Source organism: Bacillus sp. BS3(2021) (assembly GCF_021043345.1).
Taxonomy (GTDB): Bacteria; Bacillota; Bacilli; order Bacillales; family Bacillaceae; genus Bacillus; species Bacillus paralicheniformis.
The window spans coordinates 34,958-54,040 of sequence record NZ_JAJNDM010000009.1; the positions used below are offsets into that span (position 1 = coordinate 34,958).

15 protein-coding genes and 1 pseudogene are annotated in these 19,083 nt (G+C 41.1%); 13 read left to right on the plus strand and 3 right to left on the minus strand.

The window, feature by feature from the left end:
• Window positions 1–122: 122 nt before the first annotated feature.
• On the minus strand, window positions 123–1,133 hold the full coding sequence (locus tag LQ247_RS18025; RefSeq protein WP_103750456.1) for a LacI family DNA-binding transcriptional regulator: 1,011 nt from the start codon (window positions 1,131–1,133) through the stop codon (window positions 123–125).
• Window positions 1,134–1,598: 465 nt separating this feature from the next.
• Here LQ247_RS18025 and LQ247_RS18030 point away from each other — a divergent pair, with 465 nt between their 5' ends.
• From LQ247_RS18030 to LQ247_RS18080, 11 genes are all read left to right on the plus strand, one after another.
• Window positions 1,599–2,603: a TRAP transporter substrate-binding protein gene (locus LQ247_RS18030; RefSeq protein ID WP_065643163.1), complete on the plus strand. Its 1,005-nt coding sequence runs from the start codon at window positions 1,599–1,601 to the stop codon at window positions 2,601–2,603.
• A gap of 54 nt (window positions 2,604–2,657) precedes the next feature.
• Window positions 2,658–3,173, plus strand: coding sequence for a TRAP transporter small permease (locus tag LQ247_RS18035; RefSeq protein ID WP_103750455.1), 516 nt, complete (start codon window positions 2,658–2,660; stop codon window positions 3,171–3,173).
• A 38-nt stretch (window positions 3,174–3,211) separates the two neighbouring features.
• On the plus strand, window positions 3,212–4,507 hold the full coding sequence (locus LQ247_RS18040; RefSeq protein WP_023857530.1) for a TRAP transporter large permease: 1,296 nt from the start codon (window positions 3,212–3,214) through the stop codon (window positions 4,505–4,507).
• A gap of 19 nt (window positions 4,508–4,526) precedes the next feature.
• The gene (locus LQ247_RS18045; protein WP_020451669.1) at window positions 4,527–6,935 is read left to right on the plus strand and encodes a glycoside hydrolase family 31 protein; all 2,409 of its coding nucleotides are present in this window, start codon (window positions 4,527–4,529) and stop codon (window positions 6,933–6,935) included.
• A gap of 244 nt (window positions 6,936–7,179) precedes the next feature.
• Entirely contained in the window at window positions 7,180–8,250 is a 1,071-nt protein-coding gene (uxuA, locus tag LQ247_RS18050; protein ID WP_103750454.1) for a mannonate dehydratase, read from the plus strand.
• 16 nt (window positions 8,251–8,266) lie between these two features.
• Window positions 8,267–9,139: an SDR family oxidoreductase gene (locus tag LQ247_RS18055; protein WP_391509649.1), complete on the plus strand. Its 873-nt coding sequence runs from the start codon at window positions 8,267–8,269 to the stop codon at window positions 9,137–9,139.
• Between the two features lie 289 nt (window positions 9,140–9,428).
• The gene (locus LQ247_RS18060; protein WP_020451666.1) at window positions 9,429–9,803 is read left to right on the plus strand and encodes a GntR family transcriptional regulator; all 375 of its coding nucleotides are present in this window, start codon (window positions 9,429–9,431) and stop codon (window positions 9,801–9,803) included.
• Between the two features lie 2 nt (window positions 9,804–9,805).
• A complete protein-coding gene (locus tag LQ247_RS18065; protein WP_023857534.1) occupies window positions 9,806–10,684 on the plus strand; it encodes an ABC transporter ATP-binding protein in 879 nt (292 codons plus the stop codon).
• Complete coding sequence (locus LQ247_RS18070) at window positions 10,668–11,324, plus strand: ABC-2 transporter permease (RefSeq protein WP_023857535.1); 657 nt, start codon at window positions 10,668–10,670, stop codon at window positions 11,322–11,324. Before LQ247_RS18065 ends, LQ247_RS18070 begins: the two co-directional genes overlap by 17 nt.
• A gap of 272 nt (window positions 11,325–11,596) precedes the next feature.
• Window positions 11,597–13,540 carry a BglG family transcription antiterminator gene (locus LQ247_RS18075; RefSeq protein ID WP_231006363.1) on the plus strand — a complete coding sequence of 648 codons (1,944 nt, stop codon included), beginning with the start codon at window positions 11,597–11,599 and terminating at the stop codon, window positions 13,538–13,540.
• 417 nt (window positions 13,541–13,957) lie between these two features.
• Window positions 13,958–14,296: a hypothetical protein gene (locus LQ247_RS18080; RefSeq protein WP_224146076.1), complete on the plus strand. Its 339-nt coding sequence runs from the start codon at window positions 13,958–13,960 to the stop codon at window positions 14,294–14,296.
• A 577-nt stretch (window positions 14,297–14,873) separates the two neighbouring features.
• On the opposite strand, the gene LQ247_RS18085 is transcribed toward LQ247_RS18080, so the two are convergent.
• Entirely contained in the window at window positions 14,874–15,188 is a 315-nt protein-coding gene (locus LQ247_RS18085) for a YfzA family protein (RefSeq protein WP_231006366.1), read from the minus strand.
• A 122-nt stretch (window positions 15,189–15,310) separates the two neighbouring features.
• Window positions 15,311–15,475 (minus strand): annotated as a pseudogene (locus LQ247_RS22215) (hypothetical protein); the annotation flags it as partial.
• Window positions 15,476–15,728: 253 nt separating this feature from the next.
• Between LQ247_RS22215 and LQ247_RS18090 the strand changes: the two are divergent.
• Together LQ247_RS18090 and manA are read left to right on the plus strand one after the other, a co-directional pair.
• Window positions 15,729–17,672, plus strand: a complete 1,944-nt coding sequence (locus tag LQ247_RS18090; protein WP_023857540.1) for a PTS fructose transporter subunit IIABC — start codon at window positions 15,729–15,731, stop codon at window positions 17,670–17,672.
• A gap of 18 nt (window positions 17,673–17,690) precedes the next feature.
• Window positions 17,691–18,647 carry a mannose-6-phosphate isomerase, class I gene (gene manA / locus LQ247_RS18095; protein WP_425332688.1) on the plus strand — a complete coding sequence of 319 codons (957 nt, stop codon included), beginning with the start codon at window positions 17,691–17,693 and terminating at the stop codon, window positions 18,645–18,647.
• Window positions 18,648–19,083: the final 436 nt, after the last annotated feature.

The following is a 19,083-nucleotide window of genomic DNA, read 5'->3' on the forward strand; positions in this document are numbered from 1 at the left end:
TAAAATCCATTGCCAGAGGCTGAATGAGTACCAAGGGATTCCCGGCAAACACTAAAAAACCCCCAGGCCGGGGATTTTTCACTTTAATAAGAAAAGATGACCTGAAAGACTCGTTTTAAATGTTAATTGTTTTCTTTACCTAAAACTGCTGGAGAAGCGCATGACATTCTGACGTTTAATTCAGGGTCCATTTTTTGAGTTAATGGTATTGAGCCCGGCTCACGAATAAGAGACAGCAGAGAATCGACCATTTTGTGAGCCAATTGATCGATTGGAACCCCTACGCTCGTCAGCGGGGTTTCAAGGCTTGCCATTTGAGGAATATTATCATAAGAAATTAAAGATAGGTCTTCGGGTATGCTGAGCTGTTGTTCCTTTACGGCTCGTAAAATCCCTACACTGATATCGTAGCTTCCGCTAATAATAGCTGTAGGTTTTGAGGTTTGTTGTAACAGTTTTTTCGCAGCGGTGTAACCGTTATACCAGCTTAACCCATTAGTATTTAAAATACTGTTTCGACTTAACTTTAAACCGGCTTCAATCATAACCTCTTCAAACCCTTTGCTTTTTTCAATCTGACGCTTATCGGCAGGGGAAAGGTCGCCGACGTAGCTAATGTTTTTGTGGCCAAGTTGATACAGATACGCAACGGCTTTGTAAATTGCTTTTTTATGATTGACATCGATAATAGGATGTGTATGTTCACCTGACACTCCGTAAGATAAGATAGGAATCGTTAATCCAGTATCATCACTGAGCTGAGTTTCGCCGCCTTCTTCAAAAATCATGATCCCATCCACGCGAAAACTCTTGAACAATTCCACTGCCTCTTTAGCTCTGTTAACGGATAAAATCATTGAATAGCTGTTCTTTTCGACCACTTCATTTATTTTTGTAACAAGTGCCGATAAAGCGATTCTTTCAATTGTAGGCCAGACAAGTCCGATCGTTTGACTTTTTTTAGATGCCAAGCTTCTCGCTGCAAAATTCGGAGTATACCCTAATTGTTCGGCAACTTGCAAGACCTTTTTCTTTGTATCCGGTTTTACAAGAGGGCTGTTTCTTAAAGCCTTTGAGACTGTTGAATAGCTTACTCCGGAAGCATGGGCGATGTCTTTAATAGTTACAGTCATTTTGGACCTCCAAAAAATCCTTAAAAATATAATATTGCAAATTTTCGAAAATGATTTTATGATAATAAATAACAACGTTGTTATTATAAATGATACATTATAAAATAACAATCATATACATCTTCCGAATAAAATAACAACGTTGTTAAAGGAGTTTTTCGGATGATGAAGCAACGTTTATTTTTAACAACGTTGTTAAACTTATCGTAAAGGAGGGGAAGGGTGAGAAAGACGATCATCTAATGTCTTGCACCGCTAAAATATTACACAAATTGTTACTGAACATCATCGGAAACGGGATTCAGGGGATAAACCGAAACATACAATGCAATAATTTTACTTATTCGTTCACTATTTGAGCGAAATTGTAAACGCTATCAAAAAATATGACGATGAAAGAAATCATGAATCGCAATCAATCATTGCTTAGAAAGCAACGGTCATGAGATTCAAGGAGGGTAGTTCATGAGAAAAATGCTATCCGTGTTTTTTGTATGCGCTTTAATCTTTGGGATGCTTACGGGATGTAAAAGCAGCGATGTAATAGGCGCCGATAAAACCGTAACGTTACGGCTTGCTCACAACCATAATGAGGAGCACCCCGTCCACAAGTCTTTACTCAAATTTTCAAAAGACGTAGAAAAGAAAACCAATGGCACCGTTAAAGTACAATTGTATCCAAATGCTCAGCTCGGTTCAGAGCGTGAAGTGATTGAATTGACACAAACCGGGGCTGTCGATCTGGCTAAAGTAAGTGCGAGCGCTTTAGAAAGTTTTTCAGAGGTCTACTCCATCTTCAGCCTGCCTTATTTATTTGACAGCAAACATCATTTCTATGAAGCCATGGACAGTGATATTGCAAAAGAAATGTATGATACAACGAAAAACATAGGTTTTATTGGATTAACCTACTATGATGCCGGTTCACGGAACTTTTACACAAAGAACAAACCGATTATGCACCCAAATGACCTTAAAGGTTTAAAAATTCGGGTGCAGCCGAGTGCTACAGCGATTCGAATGGTGGAACTCATGGGTGGAGCACCTACTCCAATGGCTTATGGAGAAGTGTATACAGCATTGCAGTCAAGTGTAATCGATGGCACCGAAAACAACGAAATGGCTTTAACAAGCAGCAATCACGGGGAAGTGGCAAAAGAATATTCATACTCAGAACATGCGATCGTTCCGGATATTTTAATCATGAATTTGGACAAAAAGGATCAATTAAGCGAAGAGCAGCAGCATGCGGTGATCGAAGCGGCGAAAGAATCTACTGAGTATCACAAAATCGTTTGGGCTGAAGAAACTGAAAATGCGGTTAAGAAAGCAAAGGAAATGGGAGTGAAGTTCCACAAACCAGACAAGACTCCATTCCGGGAAGCGGTAAGCCCGCTTCATGATGAGTTTGCCAAAAAAGAATTGATCGGAAAATACTATAGGAAAATTGTGCGAAAGCTAAAAAAGTAAAATGACTCTAGATGAATGAGGGACTCGAATATGTTTCGATAAGGGGGGATGTATATGCTAGCTTTAAAAAAAGCAGTGAATAAAACGATTGAATGTTTGACTTGCACACTAATGGCCATCATGGTTTTGGTTGCGATATGGCAAGTATTTACGCGATATGTACTAAATTCTCCCAGTACGTTTTCAGAAGAATTTTTACGCTATTCACTGATATGGATCTCTATGTTGGGCGGTGCCTATGCATTTTGGAAAAAAAAGCACTTGGCGATTGAATTTATCGTTCGAAAACTTCCAATAAAAGCAGCTGTTTTCGTTCATACTTTCATTCAGATTCTTTTGATTGCTTTTGCTCTGATTGTGTTGGTCTTAGGAGGTTCGAAAGCAGTGATCACCACAATGGAGCAATCTTCAGCAGCATTAGGGATACCGGTGGGATTTGTTTATCTATCACTTCCTGTTGCAGGCATACTCATCATTGGATACAACTTGGCCGGTTTATATGAATCTTTACATGAATTCAATTCAAAACAAAAGTCAGGTAATGATGTAAAAAAAGCAGCAAAGATGTGACTGAGGCTTTTTGAAAACTAAAAAAGAGGTGAAATGATATGGCCATAGCAGCAGGTCTCATTTTATCGGCAGTATTCTTCATATTGTTGTTTCTCGGCGTTCCGATTTCTGTAAGTATTGCGGCGGCATCCATTGTAACAATGCTTACCATTTTTCCTTTTGATGTTGCCATTTTCACTTCGGCGCAAAAAATGGTCACTGGAATCGACAGCTTTGCTTTATTAGCGGTACCGTTCTTCATTTTATCAGGCATTATTATGAATAATGGCGGTATTGCAATGCGGCTCATTAACTTCGCAAAATTGATCAGCGGCAGGCTGCCCGGTTCTCTGGCCCATACAAATGTTGTCGGAAACATGTTATTCGGTTCCATTTCCGGTTCGTCTGTAGCTGCGGCGGCGGCAATCGGCGGGGTCATGTCGCCGCTGCAAGAAAAAGAAGGATATGACCGGACTTACTCTGCCGCAGTAAATATTGCTTCTGCACCAACTGGTTTGCTTATTCCGCCTAGCGGTCTTTTGATCATTTTCTCATTAGTCAGCGGCGGAACATCTGTAGCCGCTTTATTTATGGCGGGCTATTTGCCCGGAATCTTGTGGGGGCTGGCTACGATGGTTGTCGCCTGTATGATTGCAAAAAAGAAAAAGTACCCTGTTGCGCCAAAAATTACGATTAGTCAAGGTTTTAAAGTGCTGCTCGATGCGATTCCAAGCCTGTTGCTCATTGTAATCGTAATCGGGGGTATTATCGCCGGTGTTTTTACAGCAACTGAAGGAGCGGCAATAGCGGTGGCTTATTCCTTATTGTTATCGCACTTTTATAGGACATTGAAATGGAAACAGCTCCCCCAAATGCTGCTGGAAACGGTAGAAATCACAGCCGTTATTATGTTTTTGGTTGGGACATCAACGATGCTCTCATTGGTCATGGCGTTTACAGGCATACCGACGGCAATCAGCAATGGAATTCTAGGGATTACAGATAACCCAATTTTGATCTTGCTGTTGATGAATATCATCTTATTAATAATCGGTACATTTATGGACATCACTCCGGCTGTATTAATTTTCACTCCAATCTTTCTGCCAATTGTTCAAAGCTTTGGCATGGATCCCGTGCATTTTGGAATTATGATTGTATTTAACCTTTGTATCGGCAATATCACTCCTCCTGTGGGAAGTGCTCTGTTTGTGGGCTGCAGCATAGGTAAAGTTGATATTGAACGAGTGGTTAAACCGATTCTGCCATTTTATGCTGCGATCATGATCGTCCTTTTAATTGTTACCTACATTCCACAAATCAGCTTAATGCTGCCTCAATTATTTGGACTTTAAGACAGGAGGCGTCTATTTAATGTCAATTAAAGAAACCTACATGTTTACATTTATGAAAGAAGAGAAAAATGTGCTGCATTTTCATTTAAATGACGGTCATGCACATGCGAAAATATTCATTCTTGAAGAAGATATAATTCGGATTTTACTGACGGAGGGAGAAGCGTTAACGCTTGAAAAAACGTGGAGTGTCGCGCCTGGACAGATCGATGTGCCATGGGAGGGACGCCATCGTTTAGACATGAGCGGATTTACATTGCCTCAATACGAATTCCAGCAAGTCAAAGATGTTTTTATCGTGAAAACCGGTAAGGTCAAGCTTCATGTTCAATTGAACGGCTTTAGAATCAGCTGGTTTTATCACAATGGTTCTGAATGGATCAATGTTGCAAACGATCGGCAAACACAAGGGTATAATTTTGAAGGGGCTTTTGGAAAGGACGTATACCATTATTTACAACGCGATGTCCAGGAACAATATTTTGGATTTGGCGAGAAAACGGGAAACGTCGATAAACACGGAAAACGCTACCGGATGTTAAATATCGATGCGATGGGGTACGACGCAGAGTGGTCAGATCCGCTATACAAACATATCCCATTCTATATTACACGTCATAAGAAAACAGGCATCTCCTATGGAATGTTCTATGATAATCTATCAGCTTCCATTTTTGATATGGGTTCAGAGCTTGATAACTATCATGGACTGTACCGCTATTATCAGGCTGAAAAGGGGGATTTAGACTACTACTTCATAGCCGGTCCGAAAATAAAAGATGTAGTCGAAACATTCTCTTGGCTGACAGGCAAAACGATCTTGCCGCCAAAATGGAGCCTGGGCTATTCAGGCTCTACGATGAGCTATACCGATGCGCCAAATGCACAGGAACAATTAAAAAACTTCGTTCGTCTTTGTGAAGAACATGATATGTTATGCGATTCGTTTCAATTATCGTCAGGATACACATCTATCGGTGATAAACGTTATGTCTTTAACTGGGATGAGAGCAAAATCCCTGCTCCAAAAGAGATGGTGCAACACTTCCATGAGAAGGACGTCCGTTTATGCGCCAACATTAAACCGTGTTTGCTAAAGGATCATCCGTACTTTGATGAACTACAAGAAAAAGACATGTTCATTGTAAACAGAGAAACACAAAAACCGGAAATGGCCCAATTTTGGGATGATATCGGAGCTTATTTAGACTTCACGAAGCGCCAAACGTTCGACTGGTGGAAGGCTCAAATAACAGAAAAGCTGTTGGAATACGGAATTGATTCAACTTGGAACGATAATAACGAATTTGAAATATGGAGTCAAAACGCCAAGTGTCACGGCTTCGGCAAAGAAGTGGAGTTTGAACTGATCCGCGCGCTTCATCCGCTTTTGATGATGAAAGCGTCTTTCGAAGCTCAGCTAGAATACAACCCGGAATTACGCCCGTACCTGATCTCAAGATCCGGATGTCCCGGCATGCACCGTTATGCACAAACTTGGACCGGTGACAACCGAACAAGCTGGAAAACATTAAAATTTAACATTAAAACAGGCATCGGTCTAAGTTTATCAGGCATTTACAATTTCGGCCATGATGTCGGCGGATTTTCAGGACCGGCCCCTGAACCGGAGCTATTCGTAAGATGGATTCAAAACGGCATCATGCATCCGAGATTTACCATTCATTCGTGGAACGATGACGGGACAGTTAATGAACCATGGATGTTTCCTGAAACAATCGATGAAATCCGTGAACTCATTAAGTTTAGACATAAGATCATCCCTTACATTTACACCGCGCTATATGATGCGCACGAACATTATCAGCCGATCATTCGACCGACATTTTATGATTTTGAACATGATGAGAAAACATTTGAAGAGAACGATGAATTTATACTTGGTGAATCTTTGCTGGTTGCATCTGTCGTCGAAAAAGGAATGACGGAGCGGGAGGTATATTTACCGAACCATGAAAAAGGCTGGTATGATTTCCATACGGGAACATGGTATGAAGGAGGGAAGACAGTCGTTCTGCCGGCACCATTACATTATACTCCGCTATTAGCGAAAGCGGGAGCGATCGTTCCGGTAAATGGTGCAAAAGTGACATTCCAAACAAAGAACCAAGATGAAAGAGGATTTTTGTTATTCCCATTCAAAGGAAAAGGAAAATCGACTTATCGTTTGTATGAAGATGATGGGTTAACAAATGAATATACTCGTACATTTGCCTTTATACATGTTGATATGGAGACAACAGAAGACGGGATCAATCTTTCAATACAAAAGGAAGGAACATACGAGTTATCGTATGATCAACTCACTTTTCACGTACCAAATGGAGAAAAGAGAAAACTGATCGTAAATGGCACAGAGCTGGAAAGCAAGAACGGAGCGTTTTCTTACAGTTTGCCGTATGATTAAAAGATTAAGGCCACATGATGATGATGTTTCCATTAATCGAGCAAGAATCTTTGTCCGCGGTTACATCCCGGCCAGCTGAATTTTGTCATCTAGCACGACACATGAATCATGATCATGAAAATTTATGTAAGCGGATACTAATCGGCAAATTCTTTTGAAAAAAACCGCTCCAATATATTGTTATTGTCATGCGAAATGATGATATCGAATGTTAAATAATAAGAGGGAAGAGGATGGGAGAACCATGCAAATGACGTTTCGATGGTACGGAGACAGCGACCCGGTCACATTAGAGTATATTCGCCAAATTCCCGGCGTTACTGGAATTGTTTCGGCCATTTATGATATTCCTGTAGGGGAAGCATGGCCTTATGAGAAAATTGTAGAGTTAAAAGAAAAAATTGAAAATCATGGTCTATCGTTAAGTGTCATTGAAAGTGTACCTGTCCATGAAGATATTAAATTAGGTCTTCCGACAAGAGATCAATATATTGAAAACTATAAAACGACGATACGCAACTTGGCAAAAGCGGGAGTTAAAATCGTTTGTTACAATTTCATGCCTATATTTGACTGGACTCGTTCTTCTTTAGACTATGCACTAGAAGACGGTTCTACAGCATTAATTTATGAAGAAGAAAAAGTTAGACAAATGAATCCATTACATGGTGAACTAAAACTTCCCGGTTGGGACACAAGCTATGAAGATGGACAGCTAAAGAATCTTTTTCAACAATATCAGCACATGACGGAAGAGGATTTATGGGAAAATCTTTCGTATTTTATTAAAGCGGTTATACCGGCGGCAGAAAATGAACAAGTCAAAATGGCGATTCACCCGGATGATCCGCCATGGCCTATCTTTGGACTGCCTCGAATCATAACGAACAAAGAGAATTTGGAGCGATTGATTAATCTCTATGACAGCTCCTTTAACGGTTTGTGTTTATGCAGCGGGTCACTGGGTGTGAATTCAACAAATGATATTCCGGAATTGATTCGTTATTTCGGAAAAAAAGGAAAAGTCAACTTTGTGCACCTGAGAAACATTAAGATCATCGGAGAAAAGTCATTTCAAGAATCCTCCCACCGTTCAGAAGACGGTTCTTTAGATATGTATGAAATCGTAAGAGCATTAAGAGATATAGATTTTGCCGGACCAGCCAGACCGGATCATGGAAGAATGATTTGGGGAGAGGCCGGTAAACCGGGTTATGGTTTATATGACCGTGCGCTGGGTGCAGTGTATTTAAATGGAATGTGGGAAACATTGACGAAAGAAAAGAAGCGGATAGCCTTTGAATGCAATAAATGAACAAGCACTAACTAAAATGCAGAGACGAGGGATGAATGTGCAGTTTCCTTTTCATGTCAACTTGAAAGATAAGGTGGCTGTAGTGACAGGTGGAGGCGGCATTTTATGCAGCTGTTTCGCTAAAGCAATAGCTCAATGCGGTGCAAAAGTAGCAGTAGTCAGCCGAAGAGCTGAATCGGCAGACAGAGTAGCGAAAGAGATCCAAGAAAACGGAGGCGAAGCACTTGCCGTTACAGCAAACGTCCTTGATAAACAAAGCCTTGAACAAGCGAAACAACTCATTAACAGAACATTCGGCAGATGCAATATTCTAATTAACGGTGCAGGCGGCAACCATCCAATGGGAACAACAGATAAAGAATATTTATATAAAAAAGACTTGAATACTAAAGAATTGACTACGTTTTTTGATTTAGAAATAGAGGGAGTAAGGTCTGTATTTGATGTAAACTTTCTTGGTACACTGTTAACCACTCAAGTATTTGCAAAAGACATGGCTGATCACGACGGAAATGTGATCGTTAACATCTCATCCATGAACGCCTATACGCCGCTTACGAAAATACCAGCCTACAGCGGTGCAAAAGCGGCCGTCAGTAACTTTACACAATGGCTTGCTGTGCATATGTCAAAAGTCGGTATTCGTGTCAATGCCATTGCCCCAGGCTTTTTTCTTACCGCCCAAAATAGGAGCCTATTGCTCAATGAAGACGGAACATATACGGAGCGAGCACAAAAAATTATCAACCAGACGCCGTTGGATAGATTTGGGGTTCCGGAAGATCTAATCGGAACGTTATTATGGTTGGTAAGCGATAAAGCCTCGCGATTTGTCACTGGAACCATCATACCGGTCGATGGAGGATTCTCCGCCTATTCTGGAGTATAACTAAGAGGATTTGCTCCAAAAAGCTGATTTTCAACACTGATAAAAATCCCAATTTCTCTGTGCCACATTGAGAAATTGGGATTTATTAATTCAATTTTTCCTTTTTACAGGCAAGAAGATAAACAACATTTTTGTATGATCTGCCATGCAGGAAACAGGAGGTTTTCTGCTGCTACGTAATACAAAACCATCGCAAATAATATGCATTGTTTTGTGATGGTTTGACAACAGTACTATAACTGTTTATATTGTATATATACAGTTATAACGAATAGAGGGATGTCATGCATTGAATATCATCATTTCAAATTCATCGGATGAACCGATTTATTTGCAGATCGTCAACCAATTAAAAGATCAAATCGTCAAGGGAGAACTCTCGGAGTCAGAGGCGCTCCCATCGATCAGAAACCTGGCCAAAGAGCTTAAAATTAGCGTAATTACAACAAAAAGAGCCTATGACGAACTGGAGAGAGAAGGGTTTATCGTCACAGTCGCGGGAAAGGGCTCGTATGTCGCAGCGATCAACAAAGACGTGCTTCGAGAAACAAAAGTCAAATTGATCGAAGAACACATAGCAGAAGCCGTCACTGAAGCGAAACAAATCGGCTTTACATACGAGGAACTTCAAGAGATGCTCAAACTGGTTTATGAGGAGTGGTAAAAATGACCAGCATACTGGAATTAAAAAATGTATCAAAACATTATCAAGATTTCTCTTTAAAAAACATCAACTTCTCGCTTGAAAAAGGATATATTATGGGCTTTATCGGCCCGAACGGAGCCGGAAAAAGCACGACCATCAAGCTGATCATGAACCTGATCAAAAAAGACGAAGGAGACATCACCATTTTCGGTCTCGACAATGAAAAGCACAATATCGAAATCAAGCAGAGGATCGGCTTTGTATACGATGAAAATCATTTTTACGAAGAACTGACACCGAACGAAATGAAAGGAATCATCAGACCGTTTTACAAAAAGTGGGATGAGGCTGTTTTTCAGCGGTACGCAAAAGACTTCCAGCTCCCTTTAAACAGGCAGATCAAAAACTTGTCAAAAGGAATGAAGATGAAATTCTCATTGGCGGTCGCGCTTTCCCATCATGCCGAATTATTGATCATGGATGAACCGACATCAGGACTCGATCCTCTTGTCAGATCGGAGCTCCTCGACGTGCTGCAAACATTGCTGCAGGATGAAAACAAGTCGATTTTCTTTTCGACGCATATTACCTCTGATTTAGAAAAAGTAGCGGACTATATCACTTTCATTCATAACGGCCGGCTCGTGCTGAGCAAAACAAAGGATGAGCTGTTGGAGGAGTACTGCATTGTAAAAGGAGACCTCGATACGCTGCATAAAGGAAACGAAGACGCCTTAATCGGCATTAAGAAAAACAGCTATGGCTTCGAAGCGCTCTCCAAAGATAAGCGGGGAGTCGTTCAGCATTTCGGGGATTCGGTCATGATCGAAAAACCGACTTTGGAGGATATTTTGGTATTTTCAACCGGCAGGAGTGATCAACATGTATCATCTTATTAAAAAGGATATTTTAATGCAGAAAAGAGCAATGAAACTATCGCTGTTATTGATGATATTTTTTACTTTTACATTGTCACAGCTTGAGCTCGTCGGATATACAGTGGCGGTTTTGGCTGTCACATATCAGCTGGCATTAGGCGCAAGCTCCTTAGAAGACAAAAACAACAGTGATAAAATCCTGATCAGCTTGCCCATTAAAAGAAACATCATCGTCTTATCAAAATATGTATCGGTTTATGTCTATGCGGCTTATGCCATTCTCTTCTATTCTTTGATCAATGCAATCGGACATATGCTGCACTTGCCGCTTGATTTCCCATTGACACTTTCAGGCGTCATGGGTGCTGTTGTGGCTGTCACTTTATTTAGCTCGATCTCATTTCCTCTGATTTTTAAGTACGGCTATTTGAAGTCCAAAATGGCCAATATCATCATATTTTTCGTCATTATATTTGGAGGGACGGCCTTTTTTAAATTTATAAATGCGGGGGAAAACCTTGCACTAAGCCAAAAATTAACGGCTTTTCTGAGTGAAATGTCAAATGCGGGCACATTCATCCTTTTAGTTGGCGTACTGCTCGTGATGATTTCTGTTTCATATGCGATATCGCTCAGCTTTTATAATAAAAGAGAATTTTAGTTTAAGGATCAGCGGGAGGAGCTTTCGCTGATCCTTTTTTCGTTGCTTAGAACCGTACGGCTGTTTTACTTTCCTCCCACTATCATCTATTATAAAAAATTCCTATAAAAGAAAAATTTCCGTGTTGATAAAAGCATTTTTTCCGGAAGTTTCGGTAAAAAACGAAACTTTTGACCCTTTTATTTCACTGTATAATGTAAACGGTTACGTTTGTAGTATACTTATACTATCATTTCTTTTTAGGGAAGGATAGAAAAACAGGTGAGAGAGATATGAATACAAGGCAAAAAGACATTCTGAATCTGTTGTTATCTGAACCTGAAGACTATTTAGTCGTACAAGATTTCGCAGACAGGGTAAAGTGTTCTGAAAAAACGATCAGAAATGATCTAAAAACGATTGAAGATTATCTCAATCAGCACTCTGATGCTCAATTGATTCGCAAACCGGGACTGGGCGTTTATTTGAATATTGAAGATCATGAAAGGGTCCGTTTAAGCCGGCAGTTATATACCGAACATCACGCCGCACAGCAGCAATCCGATGAAGAAAGGATGCTGCAAATCGCTTATCAGTTATTAATGAATCCAAAGCCGGTTTCCGCAAAAGAAATGGCTGCCGAGCACTTCTTGAATAAGTCTTCCATTAAAAGGGATTTGAATCAAATCGAAGTTTGGCTCCAGCGGTTTGGCCTCACTCTTGTGTCCAAGCAGCGCCTCGGTTTAAAGATCGAAGGAAGTGAAAAAAATAAGAGAAAAGCGCTGGCGCGCATCTCGGAGTTGATTGATAACCCGGAGTTTACAAGCCGATTTATTAAAAGCCAATTTTTAAGCCATGAAGTGGAATTTGTTAAAAGCGAAATCAGATCATTGCAAAAGCGACATTCTTTATATTTCACTGATGAAACGTTCGAAAATTTACTGTTGCATACACTGCTGATGATCCGCCGCATCAAAATGAAACAGCCGATCACCATTTCTCCGGAAGAAATAGATGCAGTCAAAAAGAAAAAAGAATTTCAGTGGACGTTTGCTTGTTTAAAACGGCTGGAAGCGGTTTTTGCGATCCGCTTTCCTGAAGAAGAGGCCGTCTATTTAACATTGCATATATTAGGCGGCAAAGTTCGTTATCCATTTGGGAAAGAAGGGGAGAACGGACTGGAAAACCCTTTGCTTCCAAAGGTTGTCGAATATTTAATCCGGCGTGTCTCAGAGTTGAAAATGATGGATTTCCGCGAGGACCGGGTTTTGATTAACGGATTGAAAATTCACCTTAATACCGTTTTAAACCGGCTGAGCTATGACCTTTCCGTATCAAATCCGATGCTCAACGATATCAAAAAAATGTACCCATATCTGTTTCATACTGTCATTGATGTTCTTGAAGACATCAACCAAACGTTTTCACTTTCGATTCCCGAGGAAGAAGCCGCCTATCTGACATTGCATTTCCAAGCGGCGATCGAGCGCTTCAGCTATGGAAAAGACAAGCATAAAAAAGCGATCATTGTCTGTCATATGGGCATCGGGATGTCACAACTGCTGCGGACAAAAATTGAACGGAAATTCTACCAAATTGCCGTGATGGACTGCATCGCAAAAGCTGATTTGGCGGACTATACTGCACGACATGAAGATATCGATCTTGTCATATCAACGGTCAGCCCGGAGGATTTATCAATTCCCCATATCGTTGTATCTCCGCTGCTCGAGTCGGCCGATGAGAAAAAGCTCAGCGCTTTTATGGATCAGCTCGGTGAATCGTCCCGGCAAACACAAAAAACGTTTAAAGTGCTGAATGACACGACTCCTTTCCTCGTCTTCCTGCAGCAAGAATCAGAACACCGCTACAAGCTGATTGAACAGCTGGCGATGGCTTTATACGAGAAAGGCTATGTAGAAAAAGAATATGCTGTACAGGCAGTCATGAGAGAAAAAATGTCGGCGACAAACATCGGAGCGGGCATCGCCATTCCTCACGCGAACGCCAAATTGATTAAACAATCAGCCATTGCGATCGCCACATTAAAAGAGCCGCTTGACTGGGGCTCTGAAAAAGTATCGCTCGTCTTTATGCTGGCTGTCAAACACGAGGATCAAAACATGACAAAACAATTGTTTCAAGAGCTGTCCAGCTTAAGCGAGCAGCCGGCTTTCATCCAAAAGCTGACGAAAGAAACAAATGTGATGAAATTCTTATCTTATTTGGATTATTAAAGGCGGAGCGCTGCCTTGACCTTCATTAAAATTCAAGAAAATATCGATATGCATTTGATAAATGACAACAGAATGGGATAGGTGAACAGTGACCAGTTCTGCTTATCCTATTCTTTTTTGTATTGCTGAACTGAGCAAGAATCCAGATAAACACACTGGGGAATTTATCCAATCGAGAGCAAACTGCTCTTTTTTAGTTCGTAATAACTGTTTCTCGTAAATCAGAAGGGGCTCGTTTAACCCACCAACCTCAATGATCTGTTTAACATCCATCTCTTCTGATATAATTTAACAATAGAGTAAACACTTGGAGACTTTCAATCCAACGGGAGTCGTTCGCTCATCTGCTTAAATATAAACCTTCTTTGGATATACCTAAATATTTTTTAATAGAAATTAAGAAGGGCATGATATTTTATGAGAATTCTTTTGGTTTTTTTAGGTGGTGCTCTGTTTGGAATAATAATGAGTACTATTAGAGAAAATTTTTCGTCTGCTGTGACAACAACTGTTTTAGTGGTTCTTATGACTGCTTGTTTGATTTTTGACCTGGTTAAACATAAAAAGAGCCAAGAGAAGGGTGATAAAGAATATGAGTTTGTATGGTGGATTACAACACTCCTCATGCTTCTAGTGATGACTTTTAATACTTTCTTTTTAAAAATTGACCCTAAGTATAATATCATCGTTGTATTGATTTACATTTTGTTCATGGTGATTGTTAAGAGTAGATGGAAGAAAACTAAGACAGATTAAGCAGGTGGACGGCCTGCTTTTTTTGTTCCATCCTGGCAGAATCATTTCCGGTTTCTGCAATGATTTTTCACCCCCTTCAATTTCAAAATAAAAGAGACATCCATTAGGATGCCTTTTCTTTCTCCGATTTCATCTGTTCAAGTAAGCTCCTATATTGTGCTGCTCGTGATCGATGATCACTTCCATTTTTAATAACGAATATAAACACGAAGAAAATAAAGTATGATACCTGAATACAGATCAATTGAAATTTTTCATCATCTGTATAAAAATTGAAAACTTGAGTACGCATAAAACACAGTTGCCGCTATAAAACAGGGAACTGTCTTCGAATTGTCAAAAGACTCCTCGATTTCTTTCATCCTTGCGATACCAAGTATTATTGTATGTAAATCAAGCCGTCTAAGTCGAGGTATTTTATTAAAAGTCAAGATATTTATTGGAACCCTTAATAATATGGGTTTCTTATTTAATGTCAGACATTATAGATACCTCTTTATTGAAGTATCGCACCCAGTAGTCTAAGCAAAACCCAAATTTATTCATTTTAATCAACCATATTTATTTTTAATCACGGTTATTTAGAGCTATTACTATAGTGTCTAGGCGAAAATACGTTTTTTAATGCACTTATTATTCCTGGCACAAGAAAGAAGACGCCAAAAAAGACAGTAAGTAAATTTAATTGTGGTGTTTCATAAAAAGTAAACCATTCTATAAAAATTGACGATTCCGTAATTCTCCCAAATAGTGTTCCATCAATCTCTCTATAATTAGGTATCCATCCTGTTGTTTCAAATGTAATAAAAATTATCTGTGACAATAAAAATACACCAATTTGAGAAACCCAAAATTTTTTAAAAAATGGAACCCTTTTTTGCTTTTCAGCCAACGAATATTCCTCCCCGCATTAGATGCCATTTTTATATTGATATACGGAAAATTAAAGAATAAGTTTCAAAATTTAATCCTCTCGACATGATAGGAGGAAATACCTTCTTTTTTACATTTCACTCAAAAGCAAAACCCCTCAAGAAAGGGATCTTGGTTTTTGAATAAAAGAGTGATTTTACATAAATATTTGATTCGAAGATCATAGTTTTTCATTGTAGTGGAAACATCTTCGTGTTCAGCAAGGGATTTGCTGACAAGTTCAACCTTGATTTTCTTGATTTCGAGATATCCTTCATTAAAAAGGAATGTCCTCACTTTACACCTCTTCGAAAAATTTCAGTCCCCAATTGTTGCAATACGGCACATTTTCACAATCAGTCCCAAGTGTTACAAGTCGCCCCTTATTGCAGTCCGGTTTTTTTAAAAAAGCCGGTTTTTCCGGAACCTGCGGTAAAAAACAACGCTTTTACACACACGTTTTTATTATAAAGTAATGACAAGAGCTGCTCACTACTTTAGTTTCAGAAGGAGGATTCGCATGAAACTGTTAGCGATTACATCATGTCCAAACGGAATTGCCCACACGTATATGGCTGCGGAAAATTTGCAAAAAGCGGCCGATCGAATGGGCGTTCAAATGAAAGTCGAAACACAAGGCGGCATCGGGGTGGAAAATGAGCTGACCGAGCAGGAAATCCGCGAGGCAGACGCGATTATCATAGCCGCAGACCGCTCGGTCAACAAAGACCGTTTTATCGGGAAAAAACTTCTGGCTGTCGGTGTTCAGGAAGGCATCCGAAAACCGGAAGAATTAATACAAAAAGCGATCAGCGGCGATATACCTGTCTATCGGCCGGCTGCGAAAACGGAAGCCTCAGCTCAAACTGAGAAAAAACAAAATCCGATTTACCGGCATTTAATGAACGGTGTATCGTTTATGGTTCCTTTCATCGTCGTCGGCGGATTATTGATTGCGGTCGCACTGACGCTTGGAGGTGAAAAAACGCCGAAAGGGTTAGTGATTCCTGATGAATCTTTTTGGAAAACGATTGAGCAAATCGGGGCTGCCTCATTCTCATTCATGATCCCGATTTTAGCCGGTTATATTGCCTACAGCATCGCCGATAAACCGGGGCTTGTGCCAGGGATGATCGGCGGATACATCGCAGCGACAGGAAGCTTTTACGGCAGCGGAAGCGGTGCGGGGTTCCTCGGCGGCATTATCGCGGGCTTTTTAGCCGGATATGCGGCGCTGGCCATCAAAAAATTAAAAGTGCCAAAAGCCATTCAGCCGATCATGCCGATCATCATCATACCGGTGGTTTCCTCGCTTATTGTCGGCTTGGCATTCGTATTGCTGATCGGCGCGCCTGTCGCGCAAATCTTTGAATCTTTGACGGTTTGGCTGGCTGGTATGCAGGGCTCAAGTTCGATTCTTTTGGCATTAATTTTAGGGGCGATGATTTCGTTTGATATGGGCGGCCCCGTCAATAAAGTGGCATTCCTGTTTGGTTCGGCCATGATCGGTGAAGGAAACTATGAAATTATGGGTCCGATCGCCGTCGCCATTTGTATTCCTCCGATCGGGCTTGGCATCGCAACGTTTTTAGGAAAAAGAAAATTTCAGGCGCAAGAAAGAGAAATGGGAAAAGCAGCATTTACAATGGGGTTATTCGGTATTACTGAAGGTGCCATACCGTTTGCTGCACAGGACCCGCTTCGCGTCATACCAAGTATTATGGCGGGTTCAATGACTGGTTCTGTGATCGCCATGATCGGTAATGTAGGGGACAGAGTCGCCCACGGCGGACCGATTGTAGCAGTGCTTGGCGCTGTCGATCATGTGTTGATGTTCTTCATCGCCGTTATTGCCGGATCCCTGGTCACCGCTCTTTTGGTCAATGTACTCAAAAAAGAGGTCGCAGCCGCTCCTGCAGGGGCAAGTGAGACTGCTGCAGTTCATGACATTCCGCAGCCGAACATCGAAATAAAAGCGGAAAGCAAAAAATCCGAAATACCGGAAATTAAAAAGCTCACAGACATCATTGATACAGATTTGATCGAACCTCATTTATCAGGGGATACGAGAGACGACATTATCGATGAAATGATTCAAAAATTGTCCCGTAAAGGTGCACTGCATTCGGAAAGCGAATTTAAACAAGCGATCATGAACCGCGAATTAGAGGGGACAACGGCAATCGGCATGAACATCGCGATCCCACACGGGAAGTCTGACGCCGTCAAGAAGCCGAGTGTAGCATTCGGCATCAAACGTTCGGGCGTCGACTGGAAGAGTCTTGACGGAACTGACGCCAAACTGATCTTTATGATCGCCGTCCCGAAAGAAAGCGGGGGAAACGAGCATCTGAAGCTTCTGCAAATGCTCTCCCGAAAACTGATGGATGACACCTACAGGGACAAGCTTCTCTCTGCTCAAACAAAAGTAGAAGCATACAAACTTCTGGATGAAATCATCTAAAAAAGGAGGATGCCCGTCATGACTGAACCATTATTTTTCGAGCCTGTTTTTAAAGAAAGAATTTGGGGCGGCACAGCTTTAGCCTCTTTCGGCTACGAGATTCCATCCGAACAAACGGGGGAGTGCTGGGCTTTCGCCGCCCATCAAAATGGGCAAAGCGTCGTGAAAAACGGCATGTATAAAGGGCTCACACTCAGCGAATTATGGAATGAACATCGCCATTTATTCGGACATATAAAGGGAGACCGCTTTCCTCTTCTGACAAAAATTTTGGACGCCGACCAAGACCTATCCGTACAGGTGCATCCAAACGATGAATATGCAAAACTGCACGAAAACGGGGAGCTTGGAAAAACGGAATGCTGGTATATCATGGATTGCAACGAAGACGCGGAGATCATTTACGGCCACCATGCCAAAACGCGGGAAGAACTGGTCTCAATGATCGAACGCGGGAAATGGAACGAGCTCTTGCGCCGCGTCAAAGTGAAGCCGGGAGATTTCTTCTATGTGCCGAGCGGAACCGTCCATGCGATCGGAAAAGGTATTTTGATTTTGGAGACGCAGCAGAATTCAGACACAACCTACAGACTATATGATTATGACAGAAAAGATGCTGAAGGAAACCTGCGCGAGCTCCATTTGCAAAAAAGCATAGAAGTGATCGACGTCCCGTCTTCGCCTGGCCGCGAAGACGTTCAATATGAAACATCGGGTAATGTCAAGACTGCCGCAATGATTGAGTGTCCTTATTTCTCAGTAGCAAAATGGGATGTAAAAGGATCAGCCTGTTTCAAACAGGATAAACCGTTTCTTCTTGTCAGCGTCATAGAAGGGGAAGGGCAGATCAATGCGTCTTGCGGCAACGACTTTTCTTTTAAAAAAGGAGATCACATGCTGCTGCCTGCGGGCTTTGGAGAATTTACAATCGACGGCCGTGCAGAATGTATCGTCTCAAGCCTGTCAAATGAATAAGCCATCAACGGTACACTTTCTAAACAGACCATCAAAACGATGGTCTGTTTTATTTTTTCAAAAAAAGCATGCCGGCTTGCCAAAACGCGTTCGCCACAAGGCGGACAATGCATATTCCCAAGCTTTCACAAGTAAAATAGAGTAAACCAAAAAAACATTTGGAAATCTTCCAATTATTTGATAAGCTGATATTAAAAGCTTCATAACTTACACATCAGCTGCACTGCCCGGAGCTTTTCGCGGAACAGTTGCTTCATGAAACAAAAAAGCGGGGCTGTGTTCCGGCGACAGGCAGAAGAAAAGCCTGCTAAATGACCGAAACAACCGTGCCCTTCATAATTGGTTGGTCCTTATCTGGATGAGAAAAGGAGACGATGATTCGTATCAGGTAAAATGTAAGCGGATTCATCGTCTTTTTATCTCAGTTTATCACTCT